Source organism: Blastococcus sp. HT6-4 (assembly GCF_039679125.1).
Lineage (GTDB): Bacteria > Actinomycetota > Actinomycetes > Mycobacteriales > Geodermatophilaceae > Blastococcus > Blastococcus montanus.
This window is the reverse complement of record NZ_CP155551.1, coordinates 2,200,768-2,217,080: the sequence shown is the minus strand read 5'-3', so window position 1 is coordinate 2,217,080 and position 16,313 is coordinate 2,200,768. Positions and strand designations below refer to the sequence as shown.

Annotated in this window: 12 protein-coding genes; 9 read left to right on the top strand and 3 right to left on the bottom strand. The window is 73.7% G+C overall.

What is annotated here, in order from left to right; all coding sequences use genetic code 11:
- Positions 1–36: 36 nt before the first annotated feature.
- Positions 37–1,245 carry a phosphoglycerate dehydrogenase gene (gene serA, locus ABDB74_RS10710; protein ID WP_346618430.1) on the top strand — a complete coding sequence of 403 codons (1,209 nt, stop codon included), beginning with the start codon at positions 37–39 and terminating at the stop codon, positions 1,243–1,245.
- A 75-nt stretch (positions 1,246–1,320) separates the two neighbouring features.
- Positions 1,321–1,548, top strand: coding sequence for a hypothetical protein (locus ABDB74_RS10705; RefSeq protein ID WP_346618429.1), 228 nt, complete (start codon positions 1,321–1,323; stop codon positions 1,546–1,548).
- Positions 1,549–1,639: 91 nt separating this feature from the next.
- Here the strand turns inward: ABDB74_RS10705 and ABDB74_RS10700 are convergent, their stop codons facing one another.
- Positions 1,640–2,149 carry a phosphohydrolase gene (locus ABDB74_RS10700; protein WP_346618428.1) on the bottom strand — a complete coding sequence of 170 codons (510 nt, stop codon included), beginning with the start codon at positions 2,147–2,149 and terminating at the stop codon, positions 1,640–1,642.
- Between the two features lie 531 nt (positions 2,150–2,680).
- On the opposite strand from ABDB74_RS10700, the gene ABDB74_RS10695 reads away from it, so the two are divergent.
- The 6 genes from ABDB74_RS10695 to ABDB74_RS10670 all read left to right on the top strand — a co-directional run bounded on the left by ABDB74_RS10695 (position 2,681) and on the right by ABDB74_RS10670 (position 12,220).
- Positions 2,681–4,000: an ABC transporter substrate-binding protein gene (locus tag ABDB74_RS10695; RefSeq protein WP_346618427.1), complete on the top strand. Its 1,320-nt coding sequence runs from the start codon at positions 2,681–2,683 to the stop codon at positions 3,998–4,000.
- 78 nt (positions 4,001–4,078) lie between these two features.
- The gene (locus tag ABDB74_RS10690) at positions 4,079–5,008 is read left to right on the top strand and encodes a sugar ABC transporter permease (RefSeq protein ID WP_346618426.1); all 930 of its coding nucleotides are present in this window, start codon (positions 4,079–4,081) and stop codon (positions 5,006–5,008) included.
- Complete coding sequence (locus tag ABDB74_RS10685; RefSeq protein ID WP_346618425.1) at positions 5,005–5,832, top strand: carbohydrate ABC transporter permease; 828 nt, start codon at positions 5,005–5,007, stop codon at positions 5,830–5,832. Before ABDB74_RS10690 ends, ABDB74_RS10685 begins: the two co-directional genes overlap by 4 nt.
- A gap of 103 nt (positions 5,833–5,935) precedes the next feature.
- Complete coding sequence (locus ABDB74_RS10680) at positions 5,936–7,012, top strand: sn-glycerol-3-phosphate ABC transporter ATP-binding protein UgpC (protein WP_346618424.1); 1,077 nt, start codon at positions 5,936–5,938, stop codon at positions 7,010–7,012.
- Between the two features lie 142 nt (positions 7,013–7,154).
- A complete protein-coding gene (locus tag ABDB74_RS10675) occupies positions 7,155–9,734 on the top strand; it encodes a glycoside hydrolase family 78 protein (protein WP_346618422.1) in 2,580 nt (859 codons plus the stop codon).
- Positions 9,731–12,220, top strand: a complete 2,490-nt coding sequence (locus ABDB74_RS10670; RefSeq protein ID WP_346618420.1) for a glycoside hydrolase family 3 C-terminal domain-containing protein — start codon at positions 9,731–9,733, stop codon at positions 12,218–12,220. The genes ABDB74_RS10675 and ABDB74_RS10670 overlap by 4 nt, the downstream gene beginning before the upstream one ends.
- Before the next feature lie 21 nt (positions 12,221–12,241).
- On the opposite strand, the gene ABDB74_RS10665 is transcribed toward ABDB74_RS10670, so the two are convergent.
- Both ABDB74_RS10665 and ABDB74_RS10660 read right to left on the bottom strand, forming a co-directional pair.
- Positions 12,242–13,402 (bottom strand): LacI family DNA-binding transcriptional regulator, encoded by a 1,161-nt coding sequence (locus ABDB74_RS10665; protein WP_346618419.1) that lies wholly within the window; start codon positions 13,400–13,402, stop codon positions 12,242–12,244.
- A 167-nt stretch (positions 13,403–13,569) separates the two neighbouring features.
- A complete protein-coding gene (locus ABDB74_RS10660; protein ID WP_346618417.1) occupies positions 13,570–13,740 on the bottom strand; it encodes a hypothetical protein in 171 nt (56 codons plus the stop codon).
- A 385-nt stretch (positions 13,741–14,125) separates the two neighbouring features.
- Between ABDB74_RS10660 and ABDB74_RS10655 the strand changes: the two genes are divergently transcribed.
- On the top strand, positions 14,126–16,264 hold the full coding sequence (locus tag ABDB74_RS10655) for a DEAD/DEAH box helicase (RefSeq protein ID WP_346618416.1): 2,139 nt from the start codon (positions 14,126–14,128) through the stop codon (positions 16,262–16,264).
- The last annotated feature ends 49 nt before the right edge of the window (positions 16,265–16,313 follow it).

Below are 16,313 nucleotides of genomic sequence, written 5' to 3'. Positions count from 1 at the left end.
CGCCACGTCGGTGCAGCCAACTGCAGGGGAGAACGCGTGAACGACCTGAAGGCCCTCCTGGTCGAGGGGATCCACCCGGTGGCGGCCGAGGTGCTGACCGCCTCGGGGATCGACGTCACCCGGGAGGACCGCGCTCTCGGCGGCGCGGAGCTGGTCGACCGGCTGGCGGGGGTCCAGGTCCTGGGCCTGCGCTCGGGCACGCACGTGACCGCCGAGGTGCTCGAGCAGCTGCCCGACCTGCGCGTGATCGGCGCCTTCTGCATCGGCACGAACCAGATCGACCTGCGCGCGGCCACCGAGCGCGGCGTCGCGGTGTTCAACGCCCCCTTCTCGAACACCCGCAGCGTGGTCGAGCTGGCCATCGCCGAGATCATCGCGCTGACCCGCCGGCTCACCGTCCAGGACGACGCCATGCATGCCGGGCAGTGGCGGAAGTCGGCGAAGGGCAGCCACGAGCTGCGCGGCCGGCGGCTCGGGATCGTCGGCTACGGCAAGATCGGCAGCCAGCTGTCCGTGCTCGCCGAGGCGCTCGGGATGCACGTGCGCTTCTTCGACACCGCCGACCGGCTGGCGCTGGGCAACGCCCGCCGGTGCGCCACGCTCGAGGAGCTGCTGGAGGACTCCGACGTCGTCTCGCTGCACGTCGACGGGCGCCCGGGCAACAGCGGCATGTTCGGCGACGCGCAGTTCGGGCGGATGCCCCGGGGCGCGATCTTCCTCAACCTCTCGCGCGGGTTCCTCGTCGACCACGGCGCCCTGCGGGAGCGCATCGTCAGCGGTCACCTGGCGGGTGCGGCCGTCGACGTCTTCCCGAAGGAGCCGGCCGGACCTGGTGATCCGTTCGAGTCGGAGCTGCGCGGGCTGCCCAACGTCATCCTCACGCCGCACGTCGGCGGCTCCACCGAGGAGGCGCAGCAGGACATCGGTGACTTCGTCGCCACCAAGCTGGTGGGCTACCTGCGCGCCGGGGTCACCGGGCTGTCGGTGAACCTGCCCGAGGTGCAGCTGCCCCGGCTCGACGGCGCCATCCGGCTGCTGCTCCTGCACCGGAACCAGCCGGGTGCCCTGGCGCACCTGGCCGGAGTGCTCGCCGACGGCGGGCTGAACGTCGAGCAGCAGCTGCTCACCACGGCGGGCAGCGTCGGGTACGCGGTGACCGACGTCCGGGGGACTCTCGTGGACGCCGTGGTGGAGCAGCTGCGCGGCCTGCCCGAGACCATCCGCCTGGACGTGCTGCCGGGCTGACCGCACCCGCCCGGCTCGCCGATATGCGCATGGTGGCGGCTGGGCACCCGGCGATGGGCGAGGTGGCGGTCGTCGGTGTGCTGCGACCCGATGATGGGGGAGAAGGTCGGCGCCGTCGTCGTCCCCCTCCCCGGGCACGGGCTGGACGCCGGGGAGCTGCTGGCCTTCGCCCGGGAGCGCCTCGCCGACTTCAAGGTGCCGCAGTTCCTCGCCGTGCGCACCGACCCGCTGCCGCGCAACCCCGGCGGCAAGGTGCTCAAGCCCCCGCTGCGCGAGCAGACCGACTGGCAGACCGTCCGCTGAGACCGACCTCTGGAGCCCCGCCGTGCCCACCGTCGGGACCGTCCGTGGCCCGTAGCCGTACGGCCGACCCAGCCGCCGGCGCCGGCGCCGGTCAGACCAGGACGCGGCAGCCGTGGAGGCGGTCGGCGGCCTCGGCGGCGAGCAGCATCCGGCGGGCCGGGCGGTAGCGGCCCTCGCGCAGCCGGCGCGCCTTCTCGGGGTCGGTCTCGGCCAGTGCGGCACTGGCGGCGAGGTGGTGGCTGTTGACGGCGAGCTCGACCAGGCGGCCGAGCGGGTGCGCGGCCGCGCGGCTGATCAGGCCCGACATGTACGGCTCACCCGGCCGTCGGGTCACCGCGTCGACCGCCTCCACGACGACCTCCGGGACCCCCAGGGCGCGCAGCCGGTCGAGGTCGTAGCGGCGGGCGGGGTCGGGGTGCTCGCGGGTGGTCTCGACGATGTCGCGGAGCAGGCCGGCCATCTCGGCGAGCGGGCCGTGCGGCCGCAGCAGCTCGGCGACGGGCCGCAGGTGGGCGAGGTAGTGGTCGCGCCCGTGCTCGTCCACCTGCCCGTCGTGGGCGTCGAGTGCGAGCAGGTGTGCGTCGGGAACGGTGAAGCCCACGGATCCGAGGCTAGGCGCTGAGGCCGCCGAGGGGGGCCTGAGCCGGAGAACCCGGACGGCGCACGGTGACGGATGGCGCCCCGGCCTCGAGAGGTGTCCCAGGGGGCCCGGCCGGTGGGAACCTCGCCGCCGAAACGCCATAACCGCCACTGATGGCGTGCATCAGGACCTTGCTCTTCCCTCCGGGGTGATGCTCACCGACAGTGGGGAGCTGCCCGCACGGGCCCCGCCGTGCCGCCTGCCGGTGACACTCAGCAAGAAGATCCTGACTTCGAGTAGTCAGAACACAAGTCGATAACTGTCCCTTGCCGACCGTGGTCTGCGCCACATACAGTGCTCCCTGTTTCCTTGGAACGTTTCACGCACAGCCTGCGTCGAAGGCGCTGGCTGATCCCGCACCCGGCGTGCTCGGGTCGGTCGCCGCCCGCTCCGCGACGGCGAGCGGCCGGCCGGTGCAACGGGTGCCCCCGAGTCCTCGGCACCCCGATCACGCCGCCGCGACACCGCGGTGGCCTCCCGAAGGAGAGATGGATGATCCGAAACAGGCGCCGGCCGGCGGCCGTGGTCGCCGGAGTCGCGGTGAGCACGCTCGTGCTGGCCGCGTGCGGCAGCAGTGGCGACTCCGCCGAGGACGCGAACACGCTGACGTTCCTGGTCGACAACACCGAGCTGTCGGTGGACCTCGCGGAGGCGCTGGCCAGCGCATTCGAGGCGCAGAACGAGGGCGTCGACGTCCAGGTCGAGACCCGTCCGCAGGGCGGGGAGGGCGACAACGTGGTCAAGACACGGCTCTCCACCGGCGACATGGCCGACGTGTTCCAGTACAACTCCGGGTCGCTGCTGCAGGCGCTGAACCCGGCGGAGACGCTGGTGCCGGTGACCGACCAGCCGTTCGTGGACAACCTGGAGGACGTCTTCCGGCAGGCCGTCACCATCGACGGCGAGGTCTACGGCGCGCCGTTCGGCACCGCGATGGGCGGCGGCGTGCTCTACAACCGGGCGGTCTACGAGCAGCTCGGCCTGGAGGTGCCGCAGACCTGGGACGAGTTCATGGCCAACAACGCCGCGATCGAGGAGGCCGGGATCACGCCGGTCATCCAGACCTACGGCCCGGACGCCACCTGGACCTCGCAGCTGCCGGTCCTCGGCGACTTCCACAACGTGGCGGCCGAGGAGCCCGACTTCGCCGAGCAGTGGACGGCGGGTGAGGCCAAGTTCGCCTCGACCCCGGCGGCGGCGGCCGGCTTCGAGCACCTGCAGGAGATCCACGAGGCCGGCTACCAGAACGAGGACTTCGCCTCGGCCGGGTACAGCGACGGGCTCGAGATGCTGGCCTCCGGGGAGGGCGCCCACTACCCGATGCTGACCTTCGCGGTGCCGGAGATCGTCGCGCAGTTCCCCGACCAGGCGCAGGACGTCGGCTTCTTCGCGCTGCCGGGCGACGATGCGGCCACCAACGGTCTGACCGTGTGGGCGCCGGCCGGCGTGTACGTCCCGGTGACCACCGAGGGGGACAAGCGCGAGCTGGCCATGGACTTCCTCGGCTTCATCGCCAGCCCCGAGGGCTGCGACGCCATGACGGAGGTGGCCTCGCCGGCCGGCCCGTACCTGGTCGAGGGCTGCACCCTGCCCGAGGACGTCCCGCAGGCGGTGCAGGACCTGCAGAGCTACTTCGAGGAGGACGGTCGCACGACGCCGGCCCTGGAGTTCGTCTCCCCGGTGAAGGGCACCTCCCTGGAGCAGATCACCGTCGAGGTGGGGTCGGGCATCCGCTCGGCGCAGGACGCTGCGGCCCTCTACGACGAGGACGCCAAGAAGCAGGCCCAGCAGCTCGGTATCGAGGGCTGGTAATCCGACGATGAACGCTCGATCGCGGTCCGGCCCGGCTTCCGTGGGCCGGGCCGCGGTCGGGTGCTCGGGGGAGCCGACATGGCCACAGTGATCCACAGCGCACCGGCCGGGCAGGCCTCGGCACCGCCGGCTCCGGAACGACCACGCAGGCGGGCGAAGAGCCAGTACCCGTACTGGTTCTACCTCCCTGCCGGCGTCGTCTACGGCGTCCTGTTCCTGGTGCCGACGGTCATCGCCTTCTACTTCAGCCTCACCCGGTGGGGCCTGTTCTCCCAGGAGTTCATCGGCTTCGACAACTTCGTCCAGTTCTTCCGCGAGCGGGCGTTGGTGACCGGCCTCAAGAACAGCCTGATCTACGGCGTCCTCACGTCCGCGCTGAAGGTGGTCCTGGGGCTGTTGTTCGCCGTCATGCTGACGTCGCAGATCATCGCCCGGGGCTGGCTGCGCTCGGTGGTCTTCTTCCCCGTGCTCGTGAGCACGATCGGGGTCGGCATCACCTTCGTCGTCCTGATGGACCCGCAGGAAGGCCTGATCAACGAGGCGCTGGCGCTCGTCGGTATCGACGGCCCCGGCTGGCTGACCGACCCCGACCTGGCGCTCTACTCGGTGGCCCTGGTCGACGTCTGGAAGGGCGTCGGCCTGGCGACGGTCATCTACATCGCCGGCATCGTCTCGATCCCGCGCGACTACTTCGAGGCGGCCGCGATGGATGGCGCAGGTGCGTGGCAGCGGTTCCGGAACATCATCCTGCCGCTGGCCCGGCCGGCGACGGTCACGGTCATCATCCTGTCGCTCATCGGTGGCCTGCGGTCGTTCGACCTCATCTGGGCGATGACGCGCGGGGGGCCGGGCTTCAGCTCCGACGTCATCGCGTCGGTGATCTACAAGCAGTACCAGGCCGGCTTCTGGGGTCTCTCGACGGCCGGCAACGTCATCCTCTTCCTCGCGGTGGCGCTGATCGTCGTCCCGCTGTTCTGGGCACTCAACCGCAAGCAGGTGGAAATGTGAGACGCGCATCGCGCTACTGGATGGGCGGCGCCGCCCTCCTGCTGACGGCGGCCCTCTTCATCGTCCCGTTCGTCTTCATCGTGCTGATGGCCTTCAAGGACCGGCAGCAGGCGGCCCGGCTCGACTTCTCCTGGCCGGCGAGCAACAACCTGGTCAGCAACATCGTCGAGGTCGTGTCGGCCCGGGACTACATGCTCCTGACCGCGTTCGTGAACAGCACGATCCTCACCGTGGCCAGCGTCGCCGGCATGGTGATCCTCGGGGCCATGGTGGCGTTCGTGCTCCAGCGCCGGCAGAGCCGCTGGAACGGGGCGATCAACCTGCTCGTGCTCTCGGGGCTGATCATCCCCCCGGCCGTGGTCCCGACCATCTGGGTGCTCCAGGGCATCGGCCTGTTCCGCACGCTCGGCGGGCTCATCCTCGTCGAGATCGCCTTCGGGCTGGCGTTCACGATCCTGCTCTTCCAGGCATTCATCGCGACCATCCCCCGCGAGCTGGACGAGGCGGCGACCATCGACGGGGCCGGACCCATCCGGTTGTTCTTCCAGGTCGTCTTCCCGCTGCTGCGCTCGGTGATCGTCACGGTGATCGTCGTGCAGTCGGTGTTCGTCTTCAACGACTTCGTCAACCCGCTGTACTTCCTGCCGGGTGACGAGAACGCCACGGTGCAGCTGACGCTGTTCAACTTCCAGAGCCAGTTCTCCACGCAGTGGCACCTGCTCTTCACCGACATCCTGCTCATCACGATCCCGCCGCTGCTGATGTTCCTCTTCTTCAACAAGAAGATCGTCGAGGGCATGACCGCCGGCGCCGTCAAGGGCTGACCGGCGCGAGGGCCCTCCCCTCCGCGCATCCCGCACCCGACCAGCGCTCGCTCCGGTGAGCTGACACCACGGGCCCCGTACCGGCCCCTCAGGAAGGCAGAACATGGCCACGGTCACCTACGACAGCGCCACGCGGGTGTACCCTGGGTCCGACCGGCCCGCGGTGGACCAGCTCGACCTGCGGATCGAGGACGGCGAGTTCCTCGTGCTCGTCGGCCCGTCCGGCTGCGGGAAGTCGACGTCGCTGCGGATGCTCGCGGGGCTCGAGGAGGTCGATGGCGGGCGGGTCCTCATCGGGGAGCGCGACGTCACGCACGTGGCCCCCAAGGACCGCGACATCGCGATGGTGTTCCAGAACTACGCGCTGTACCCGCACATGACCGTCGGCGAGAACATGGGCTTCGCACTGAAGATCGCCGGAGTGAAGAAGGACGAGATCGCGGAGCGGGTGAAGGAGGCCGCCCGGATCCTCGACCTCGACCCCTACCTGGACCGCAAGCCGAAGGCGCTGTCGGGTGGTCAGCGGCAGCGGGTGGCGATGGGACGCGCGATCGTCCGCCGTCCTCAGGTCTTCCTGATGGACGAGCCGTTGTCCAACCTCGACGCCAAGCTCCGTGTGCAGACGAGGACCGAGATCGCCACGCTGCAGCGCCGGCTCGGGGTCACCACCGTCTACGTCACCCACGACCAGGTGGAGGCGATGACGATGGGTGACCGGGTCTGCGTGCTCAAGGACGGCCTCCTGCAGCAGGTCGGGGCCCCGCGGGAGCTCTACGACCGCCCGGTCAACGCCTTCGTCGCCGGCTTCATCGGCTCCCCGGCGATGAACCTGCTGGAGGTCAAGGCCGTCGACGGCGGCGTCGAGTTCGGGGACACCACGCTGCCGGTGGAGCGCTCGGTCCTCGGGGCGGCCGGTGGCCAGCGGGTCCTGGTCGGGGTGCGGCCGGAGGACCTGCAGATCGCCGGGGACGGCCTGCCGGTCGAGGTCGACGTCGTCGAGGAGCTCGGCGCCGACGCCTACGTCTACGGGCGGACGGTGATCGCCGGCGACGAGCACCCGATGGTCGTGCGCGTCGACGGGCGCCGGACGCCGGCCCGGGGCTCCAGGGTCCACGTCCGCCCGGAGCAGGGCCGCACCCACCTGTTCTCGACCGTCGACGGTTCCCGGCTCGGCGGCTGACCCGCCGCCGCGGTCCCGCACCACCGGCCCCCGGCCTGCCGTTCCGCGTGGCCGGGCTCCGTCGCCGCACGCCCGATCCCGCCCCGCGCATCCCCACCCGCGACGACCGAACGTCGCTCGATCCACCCGTGAAAGGCCCCGCATGCCGACGACCGTGACCGTCTCCGCCCCCCGCTTCGAGCACCATCGCGAGGCGCTGGGCATCGGGGAGGCCGCGCCGCGGCTGTCCTGGAAGGTCACGGCGCCGCCGGACTGGCGGCAGCGGGCCTACGAGGTCGAGGCGACGGGCGAGGGTCGGCGCTGGGCCAGCGGGCGGATCGAGAGCCCCGACAGCGTGCTGGTCCCGTGGCCGACCGGCCCGCTGGCCTCCCGCGAGCGGCGGGTCGTGCGGATCCGGGTCTGGGGGGACGGGCCGCACCCGTCGTCCTGGAGCAGCCCCGCCCCGGTCGAGGCGGGGCTGCTGGACCCGGGGGACTGGACCGCCGTGGCCGTCACCCCGTCGTGGCCGGCGGACCGGGACGGCGACGAGCCGCCTCCACTGGTCCGGACGTCGTTCACCGTCGGCCGGCAGGTCGCGCAGGCACGCCTGTACGTGACCGCGCACGGCCTCTACGAGGTCGAGCTGAACGGGCACCGCGTCGGGGACGACGCGCTGGCCCCCGGCTGGACGAGCTACTCCTCCCGGCTGCGGTACGCGACCCACGACGTGACCTCGCTCCTCGTCGAGGGGGAGAACGCCGTGGGCGCCTGGCTGGCCGACGGCTGGTACCGCGGCCGGCTGGGCTTTCACGGCGGGCACCGGAACCTCTACGGCGACCGGGTCGCGCTGCTGGCCCAGCTCGAGGTGCGCTACACCGACGGCACCGGCGAGACGGTGGCGACCGGTCCGCGCTGGCGGGCGGGCCTCGGCCCCATCGCACGCGCGGGGCTCTACGAGGGCGAGCGCTACGACGCCCGGCGGGAGCCCGCCGGCTGGTCACGCCCGGGATTCGACGACTCGGGCTGGGCCCCGGTCGTCCCCGTGGAGCGCGACCCGGCCACCCTGGTCGCCCCGACCGGTCCGCCCGTCCGCTGCACCGGCGAGCTGCGACCGGTGTCGATCGGCACCTCCCCGTCGGGCGCGACGATCGTCGACTTCGGCCAGAACATCGCGGGGCGGCTGCGGATCCGCGTCGACGGGCCGGCCGGGACGACGGTGCGGCTCCGGCATGCCGAGGTGCTGGAGGACGGCGAGCTCTGCACCCGCCCGCTGCGTGGGGCCGAGGCCACCGACGAGTACACCCTCCGCGGCGGCGGGGTGGAGACCTGGGAGCCGCGGTTCACCTTCCACGGGTTCCGCTACGCCGAGATCACCGGCTGGCCGGGCGAGCCGGCGCCCGGGGACGTGGTCGCCCGCGTCTACCACACCGACATGGAGCGGACCGGCTGGTTCGAGTGCTCCGACCCACTGGTCAGCCGGCTGCACGAGAACGTGGTGTGGAGCATGCGCGGCAACTTCGTCGACCTGCCGACCGACTGCCCGCAGCGGGACGAGCGGCTGGGCTGGACCGGTGACCTGCAGGTGTTCGCGCCGACCGCCGGCTTCCTCTACGACTGCGCGGGGATGGTCGGCTCCTGGCTGCGGGACGTCGCCGCCGAGCAGTACCCGGACGGGACCATCCCCTGGTACGTGCCGGAGATCCCCGGCGGGGACTGGACGCCGGCCAACCCGGGGGCCGTCTGGGGCGACGTGGCGGTGCTGACGCCGGCGGTGCTGTACGAGCGCTTCGGGGACAGCGGTGTCCTGCGCACCCAGTACGCCAGTGCGAAGGCGTGGGTGGACTGCGTGGCGGCCCGCGTCGGGGACGACGGGTTGTGGGACCACGGGATGCAGCTCGGGGACTGGCTGGACCCGGCCGCACCCCCGGAGGACCCGGCAGCGGCCCGGACCGACCGGTACCTGGTGGCCACCGCGTACCACGCGTGGTCCGCCCTGCACCTGAGCCGGATCGCCGGTGTCCTGGGGGAGCTCGAGGACGAGAAGCACTACGGCGCGATGGCCGAGCGGGTCGCCGCGGCGTTCGCCGCCGAGTACGTCAGCCCCACCGGCCGCGTCGTCAGCGACGCGCAGACGGCCTACGCGCTGGCCCTCGTCTTCGACCTGATCCCGTCGGCCGCGCAGCGCGCCCGGGCCGGGCGGCGGCTGGCCGAGCTGGTCGCCGAGGGCGGCAACCGCATCGCCACCGGGTTCGCCGGCACCCCGGTCGTCTGCGACGCCCTCAGCTCGGTCGGCCGGGAGGACGCCGCCTACGCCCTCCTCCTGGAGCGCAGCTGCCCCTCGTGGCTGTACCCGGTGACCCAGGGGGCGACCACCATCTGGGAGCGCTGGGACAGCCTGCTGCCCGACGGCACGGTGAACCCGGGTGACATGACCTCCTTCAACCACTACGCCCTCGGTGCGGTGGCCGACTGGCTGCACCGGGTGGTGGCCGGGCTGGCCCCGGCCGCGCCGGGCTACCGCCGGATCCTGGTCCGGCCGCGCCCGGGCGGGGGCCTCACGTCAGCCCGGGCCCGGCACGAGACGCCGTACGGCCCGGCCGAGGTGTCGTGGCGGCTGGCCGGCCCGGAGCTCACCGTCCGGGTGGAGGTGCCCACCGGTACGACGGCCACCGTGGATCTGCCCGGGGCCGAGCCGGCCGAGATCGGTCCGGGCACCCACTGCTTCGAGGTGACGCTCCGGTGAGCCCCGACCCCGCCGCGCCGCTCCCGCGCTGGCGCGACGCGGCACTCCCCGTAGAGGAGCGCGTCCGGGCCCTTCTCGCCGAGCTGTCCGCGGACGAGCGCACCGCCCTCGCACTCGGGGAGTGGGCACCGCTGACGGCGCGCGGCCTCCCGCACCCGCACTACGTCGACGCGGGGAGCGGCCTGCGCGGGGTCGATGGCGCCACCGCCTTCCCCGCGGGCATCGCGCTGGCGGCCTCGTTCGACGCCGCCCTGGCGGCGGAGTACGGCGCCGCCGTGGGCGCCGAGGTCCGGACCGGCGGGTTCAGCGTGCTGCTGGGCCCGACCCTCGACCTCGCCCGAGACCCCCGTGGCGGACGGGTGCCCGAGGGCTTCGGCGAGGACCCGCACCTGACCGGCCTGATCGGGGCGGCGCACGTCCGCGGCGTGCAGGGCAACGCGGTGATCGCGATGCTGAAGCACTACGTCGGCTACACCGCCGAGGACCGCCGGACGGGGTGGGGGCCGGGCTGGCAGCGCGGCGACGCGATGGACGTGCAGGCCTCCTGGGCGACCCTGCACGACGTCCACCTCCCGCCCTTCCGGGCGGCGGTCGACGCCGGCGCCTGGGCGATCATGGGCTCCTACAACCGGCTGGGCGGTGAGTACACCTGCCAGAACCGCGAGCTGCTCGAGCTGCCGCGCCGGGAATGGGGATGGCGGGGGTTCCTCGCCCCCGACTTCCTGTTCGCCGTCCGGGACCCGGCCGCGGCGTTGGCGGCGGGGCTCGACGTCCCGGGGCTGGGCGAGCCGGGCGGGCGGACGCCGGAGATGCTGGCGGCACCTGGCCTGCCGGCGGGCACGAGCGACGCGATCGCCGGGCGGATCCTGCGCGCGCTCATCGGCTCCGGGCTGGTGGACTCCCCGCTGCCCGAGGCCGCCGCACCGTCCACGGCCGGGCACCTCGACCTCGCGCGGCGGGCGGCGGTCGCCGGCACCGTGCTCCTGACCAACCGGGACGCGACGCTGCCGCTGAGCGCGGACGTGCGGACGCTCGCCGTCCTCGGGCCGGCCGGGGAGGACGCCCTGTACACGATGGGGGGCGCGGGGGCGGTGGACATCGACCCCGCGCGGGCGATCTCCCCGCTCGCGGGCATCCGGCGGCGGGCGGGCTCCGCGGTGCGCGTCGTCGCGGCCCAGGGCTCGTGGGGCGACGTGCAGCTGCCGGCCGTGCCGGCCGGCGCCTTCACCCTGCCCGACGGCTCCGGACCCGGCGTGCACGTCGAGCGGGTCGCGGCCGACGGCTCGGCGCGGGCCGGGGTCGAGGAGACGGTCGACTTCCGGGCCGGCGAGGAGGACATGCGGAACGCGTGGCCCCGGCGGTGGGCCACCCGGCTGACCTCCGACCGCTCCGGCCCGCACCGGCTCTCGCTCGCCCTGGCCGGCCGCGCGGTGGTCCGGGTCGACGGGGAGGTCGTCCTCGCCGGCAGCCGCGAGGCCGTGCGGTTCATCGCCGGCCCCCGGTACGCGCTCCAGGCCGTCGTGCACCTGGAGGCGGGGGTGCCGGTGACGGTGGAGATCGACTACGACATCGGGCCGGCCATGCTCTTCCCGCCCATGGGCTGGGCCCCCGAGCTGCACCTGGGCTGGCAGCAGCCCGATGCCCTGATCGAGGAAGCGGTCGCGGCGGCCGCGGGCGCGGACGTCGCCGTCGTCCTCGTGCAGGCGGTCTCCGGCGAGGGGATGGACCGCGCCGGGCTCGCCCTGCCCGGGGACCAGGACGAGCTGGTGGCCCGGGTGGCCGCGGCCAACCCGCGCACGGTGGTCGTGCTCAACACCCCGGGCGCAGTCCTGATGCCGTGGCGGGACGAGGTCGCCGCGGTGCTCCAGGTCTGGTACCCGGGAGAGCAGTTCGGCGCCGCCCTCGCGGACGTCCTCTTCGGCGACGCGGAGCCCGGTGGGCGGCTGCCGCTGACCTTTCCACGGGACCCCTGCCACCTCCCCGGCGCCGGCGATCCGGAGGACGTCCGCACCGAGCTGCGGTACGACGAGGGCGCGGCGATCGGGCACCGCTCGCCGGCCGTGCGGCGCGCCGGCGCCCTGTTCCCGTTCGGCCACGGCCTCGGTTACTCCACGACCGCGCACGAGTTCACGGCGGCGCGGGTGGTCGACGGCGAGGTGGTCCTCGTCCTGCGGGCGGCCAACCGGGGGAGCCGGCCCACGGTGCACGTGGTGCAGGCGTACCTGGAGCTCGAGGGCGCCACGGACGGCGCCGCCCTCGCCGGGGTGGCCCGCGTGCCGCTGGCCGCGGGCGAGTCCGCCGACGTCCGCGTGGTGCTCGGGCCGGAGGCGCTCCTGCGCTTCGACCCCGGCCTCGGCCGGCGCGTGGTGGCCGACGGCCGGCACCGGCTGCGGGTGGCCGCCGACTCCGCCGACGAGGGGGAGGCCTTCACGCTGGAGGTGACGGCGGGCCGGCCGCGGACGGTCGACCGCGCGGACCGCCGGTGAGGACGCCGCCCGGCCGCCGCCTCAGCGACCGACGGTGCTCTCCCGCGGGATGAGCACCGGCTCCAGCGTCACGGCGCGGTGCTCCTGCCGGCGGGGGGAGGTCAGCTGTTCGAGCAGCAGTCGCGCCGCCGTCCGGCCCATCTCCTCGCCGGCCTGGTCCAGCGTGGTGATGGGGACGACGCTGTTCCAGGCCGAGCGGTTGTTGTCGTAACCCACGACGGCGAGGTGCTCCGGGATGCGCAGCCGGCCGTCCAGCAGGACGTGCTGGATGACGCCGAGGGCGAGCAGGTCAGCCGCGCCGAGCACGGCGTCCGGGCGGTCGGCCTCCGGACGCCCCAGGATCTCCTCGGCGACCCGCCGGCCGTCCTCGGCCCGGACCTCCGGGGTGTCGACGCGCTCGAGGGTGACCGCCGCGCCCGCCTCACACACGGCCCGGGCAGCTCCCTCCAGCCGCTCGCCGATGACCCGGAACTGCTGGGGGCCGGCGAAGAGCAGCCGCCGGCGCCCGGAGTCGATCAGGTGCCGCGCCGCCAGGTAACCGCCGCGGACGTTGTCGGTCATGACCGCGCAGACGTCGAGCCCGGGGGAGGGATCGTTGAGCACCACGAGCGGCATGCCGCGGGCCTGGAGGGCGCGGATCTGGTCGAGCGTCCGGCGATGCGGGGCGACGAGGATCCCGGCGACCTGCTCCTGCTCGAACAGGTTCAGGTAGGCCTGCTGCTTGGCACCGTCGGAGGCCGAGTTGGCGAGGAGCACGTTCATCCCGGACAGGGCGGCCTCCTCCTCGGCGCCGCGGACCATGTCGAGGAAGAAGGTGTTGCTCAGGTCCTGGACGACGAAGCCGAGGGTGCTGCTGGTGCCGGACTTCAGCGAGCGCGCCGCGCCGTTGCGGACGAAGCCGAGCTCGGCGATCGCGGCCTCGACCTTGCGGCGGGTCTCGGCGGTCACCTTCGCCGGGTCGTTGAGGACGTTGGAGACGGTGCCCAGCGACACCCCGGCCGCCCGCGCGACGTCGACCATGCCGGGGGAGGAGCGCTGCGAAGCGCCGTTGCGGACGAAGCCGAGCTCGGCGATGGCCGCCTCGACCTTCTGGCGCGTCTCGGGAGCCACCCGCGCCGGGTTGTTGAGGACGTTGGAGACGGTGCCCAGCGACACCCCGGCCGCGCGGGCGACGTCCGCCATCCTCGGTGAGGGCCTCCGCACCTGGCTCTCGTGCTCCTTCGTGGACTGACGCGCTCAGGATGTGCGGCCGACGATAACCCTCCGGTGCGGGCCCGCCGGGCATGTCCGGCCGGTTCCACCCGCCGGAGCGAGGGGCGCCCGGCCACCCCGTGGTCGCAGGCGGTGGATCAGGCGGGCTCGGGCACGCCTCCGGTGTCGCCGCCGGGATCGTCGGGCGTCGACTCGATCGGCGCGGGGGGGAGCGGCTCCGCCGCGTCGGGGAGCAGTTCGGCCGGGTCGTCGGGCATCGGCTGGTCCGGATGGAGCTGCGGTTCGGGCTCGGGCAGTGGTTCGACCATCCGCCGAGTCAACCAGCGTGTCGCGGCGCGCGCAGCACCTCGCGCGGAAACCGGTGGCCGGTTCGCGCCGTCCGGCCGCCGCGGCAGGCGGAGCCGGGCGGACAGGCGCTAGCATGGCGGGCAGCACCGACCCAGGGACGCCGTCGCCTGTCTGACGACGGCTCCCCCCGTGCGGTCGGTGCCCCGGCCATCGACTGGTGGCCATGGCTGCCCACCGCGGGCGGGCCGTCGGGTCCCGAGGCGTCGATGCCTGCCGATCCGTGGGGTCGAGTCGCGTCGCGAACCGCCGCCCAGGCCCCTCCTCGCGGCGTCGGTCCCACGGGTCCGTGGAGCCGGCTGCGGCATCCCGCCGCGGCACCGTGCCGGGCGTTCGAAGGAGGAGTCTGTGGCCCGACGAGGCCAGTCGAAGGCGGGCACCCGCCGCACCGCCGCCCCGCGGAACCAGCGGCGTGTCCGCGACCGCGACCGCGACGACGTGGTCTCGGTGCTCGCGCGCACCGTCCGTGAGGTCGAGGCGGCCGCCGAGCGCGGCCCCGTGTCGCCGTCGGTGCGCGCCAAGTTCCAGGTCGTCGCGCTGATGCTGCGCGAGGAGCATGCCCGGGTCCGTGCGGACGAGTCCCTCAGCGAAGCCCGCCGGGCCGAGCGGCTCAAGCGCCTCGACGGGATCGCGACCATCCTCGCGAAGACGGCCGTCCGTGACCCCGCGCTGCTCGGGCTCCTCTCCGAGGACGCCGTCGTCCCCGACGCGGTCCGGTCGCGCAAGCAGGAGCTGCTGCGCGCCGTGGGCATCGAGCCGGTGCCGGACGAGGTCGCGCCGCCGGAGCCCGCGCCCGCACCCGCGGTTCCCGAGAACCGGGTCGTGCCGCAGTCGGTCATCTCGCGGCAGCTGGCCAACCCCTTCCTCGCCCCGGACTTCTCGGCCCCGCGGCCGAGTGCGCCCCGCCCGCGCCGGCTGGCCGGCTGGGAGCTGCTCGGCCCGCTCCTCAGTTCCTTCGAGCGCGCGAGCGGCGGAGCCTCGGCGTGCATGACCCTTCCCGCGCCGTCGTCCCTGCGCGCGCCGGGTGGTCTGGAGCTGATGCCGCACCAGGCGGAGGTGGTCGCCGCCGCCGCGTCCGGCCACCGGACCTTCCTGCTCGCCGACGAGCCCGGCCTGGGCAAGACGGCCCAGGCGCTGCTGGCCGCCGAGGCGGCGGACGCGTACCCGCTGCTCGTCGTCGTGCCGAACGTGGTGAAGACCAACTGGGCACGGGAGGCCGGCCGCTGGACCCCGCACCGCGCGGCCACCGTGATCCACGGCAACGGCGAGACGATCGACGCCTTCGCCGACATCGTCGTCGTCAATTACGAGGTGCTCGACCGCCACGTGGGGTGGATCGGCGACTTCGGCTTCCGCGGCATGGTCGTCGACGAGGCGCACTTCATCAAGAACAAGACCTCCCAGCGCTCGCAGCACGTGCTGGAGCTGTCCGAGCGCATCCGGGCCCGCACCGGGCGCCCCCTGCTGATGGCGCTCACCGGCACCCCGCTGATCAACGACATCGAGGACTTCCGGGCCATCTGGCAGTTCCTCGGCTGGATCGACGAGAGCGGACCGCTCGCCGAGCTGACGGACGCGCTGGAGGAGACGGGCCTGACGCCCGCCGACCCCGGCTTCTACCCGGCCGCCCGCAGGTCCGTGGTCGACCTCGGCATCGTCCGCCGCCGCAAGGTGGACGTCGCCGCCGACATCCCCGCCCGCCGGATCGCCGACCTCCCCGTCGAGCTCGACGACAAGGCCGGCCGCTCCATCCGCGCGGCCGAGCGGGAGCTGGCGCGCCGGCTGGTGAAGCGCTACGAGAGCGCGCTCGCCGCCCGCGAGTCGCACGACGTCGTCGAGGGCATCGACCACGACCTCGTGCGCCGGGTGGCCCGGTGGGAGCTGAAGGAGGCCAGCACCACGCAGGACGGCGAGAACGTCTTCAGCATGATGCGGCGCATCGGCCGGGCGAAGGCCGGCCCCGCCGCCGACTACGCCGCCCAGCTCGCGCGCAGCGCCGGCAAGGTGGTGTTCTTCGCCAAGCACGTCGACGTGATGGACGCCGCCGAGGAGACCTTCACCAAGCTCGGGATCAGGTTCTCCTCCATCCGCGGCGACCAGACCCCCGCGACGCGGCAGAAGCACGTCGACGCCTTCGTCAACGATCCGGACGTCGCCGTCGCGGTGTGCTCCCTGACCGCGGCCGGCGTGGGGCTCAACCTGCAGGTCGCCTCCAACGTCGTGCTCGCCGAGCTGTCCTGGACCGACGCCGAGCAGACGCAGGCCATCGACCGCAGCCACCGCATCGGGCAGACCGAACCGGTCACCGCGTGGCGGATCATCGCCGCGCAGACCATCGACGCCCGGGTCGCCGAGCTCATCGACAGCAAGGCGGGGCTCGCCGCCAGGGCCCTCGACGGCTCGGGGGACGAGATCTCGTCCTCCGCCGACGTCCAGCACGAGGCGCTCGTCGCCCTGCTGACCGACGCGCTGACGACGTCGTCGTAGGGACGGGCAGCCGGGGCCACCCGGCCGCCGGGTAGCGGGGTGCGAGGCG

Coding starts and splice junctions, on each gene's coding strand:
- ABDB74_RS10695 (WP_346618427.1), top strand. CDS start 2,681: ATGATCCGAAACAGGCGCCGGCCGGCGGCCGTGGTCGCCGGAGTCGCG.
- ABDB74_RS10675 (WP_346618422.1), top strand. CDS start 7,155: ATGCCGACGACCGTGACCGTCTCCGCCCCCCGCTTCGAGCACCATCGC.
- ABDB74_RS10665 (WP_346618419.1), bottom strand. CDS start 13,402: ATGGCGGACGTCGCCCGCGCGGCCGGGGTGTCGCTGGGCACCGTCTCC.
- ABDB74_RS10680 (WP_346618424.1), top strand. CDS start 5,936: ATGGCCACGGTCACCTACGACAGCGCCACGCGGGTGTACCCTGGGTCC.
- ABDB74_RS10690 (WP_346618426.1), top strand. CDS start 4,079: ATGGCCACAGTGATCCACAGCGCACCGGCCGGGCAGGCCTCGGCACCG.
- ABDB74_RS10660 (WP_346618417.1), bottom strand. CDS start 13,740: ATGGTCGAACCACTGCCCGAGCCCGAACCGCAGCTCCATCCGGACCAG.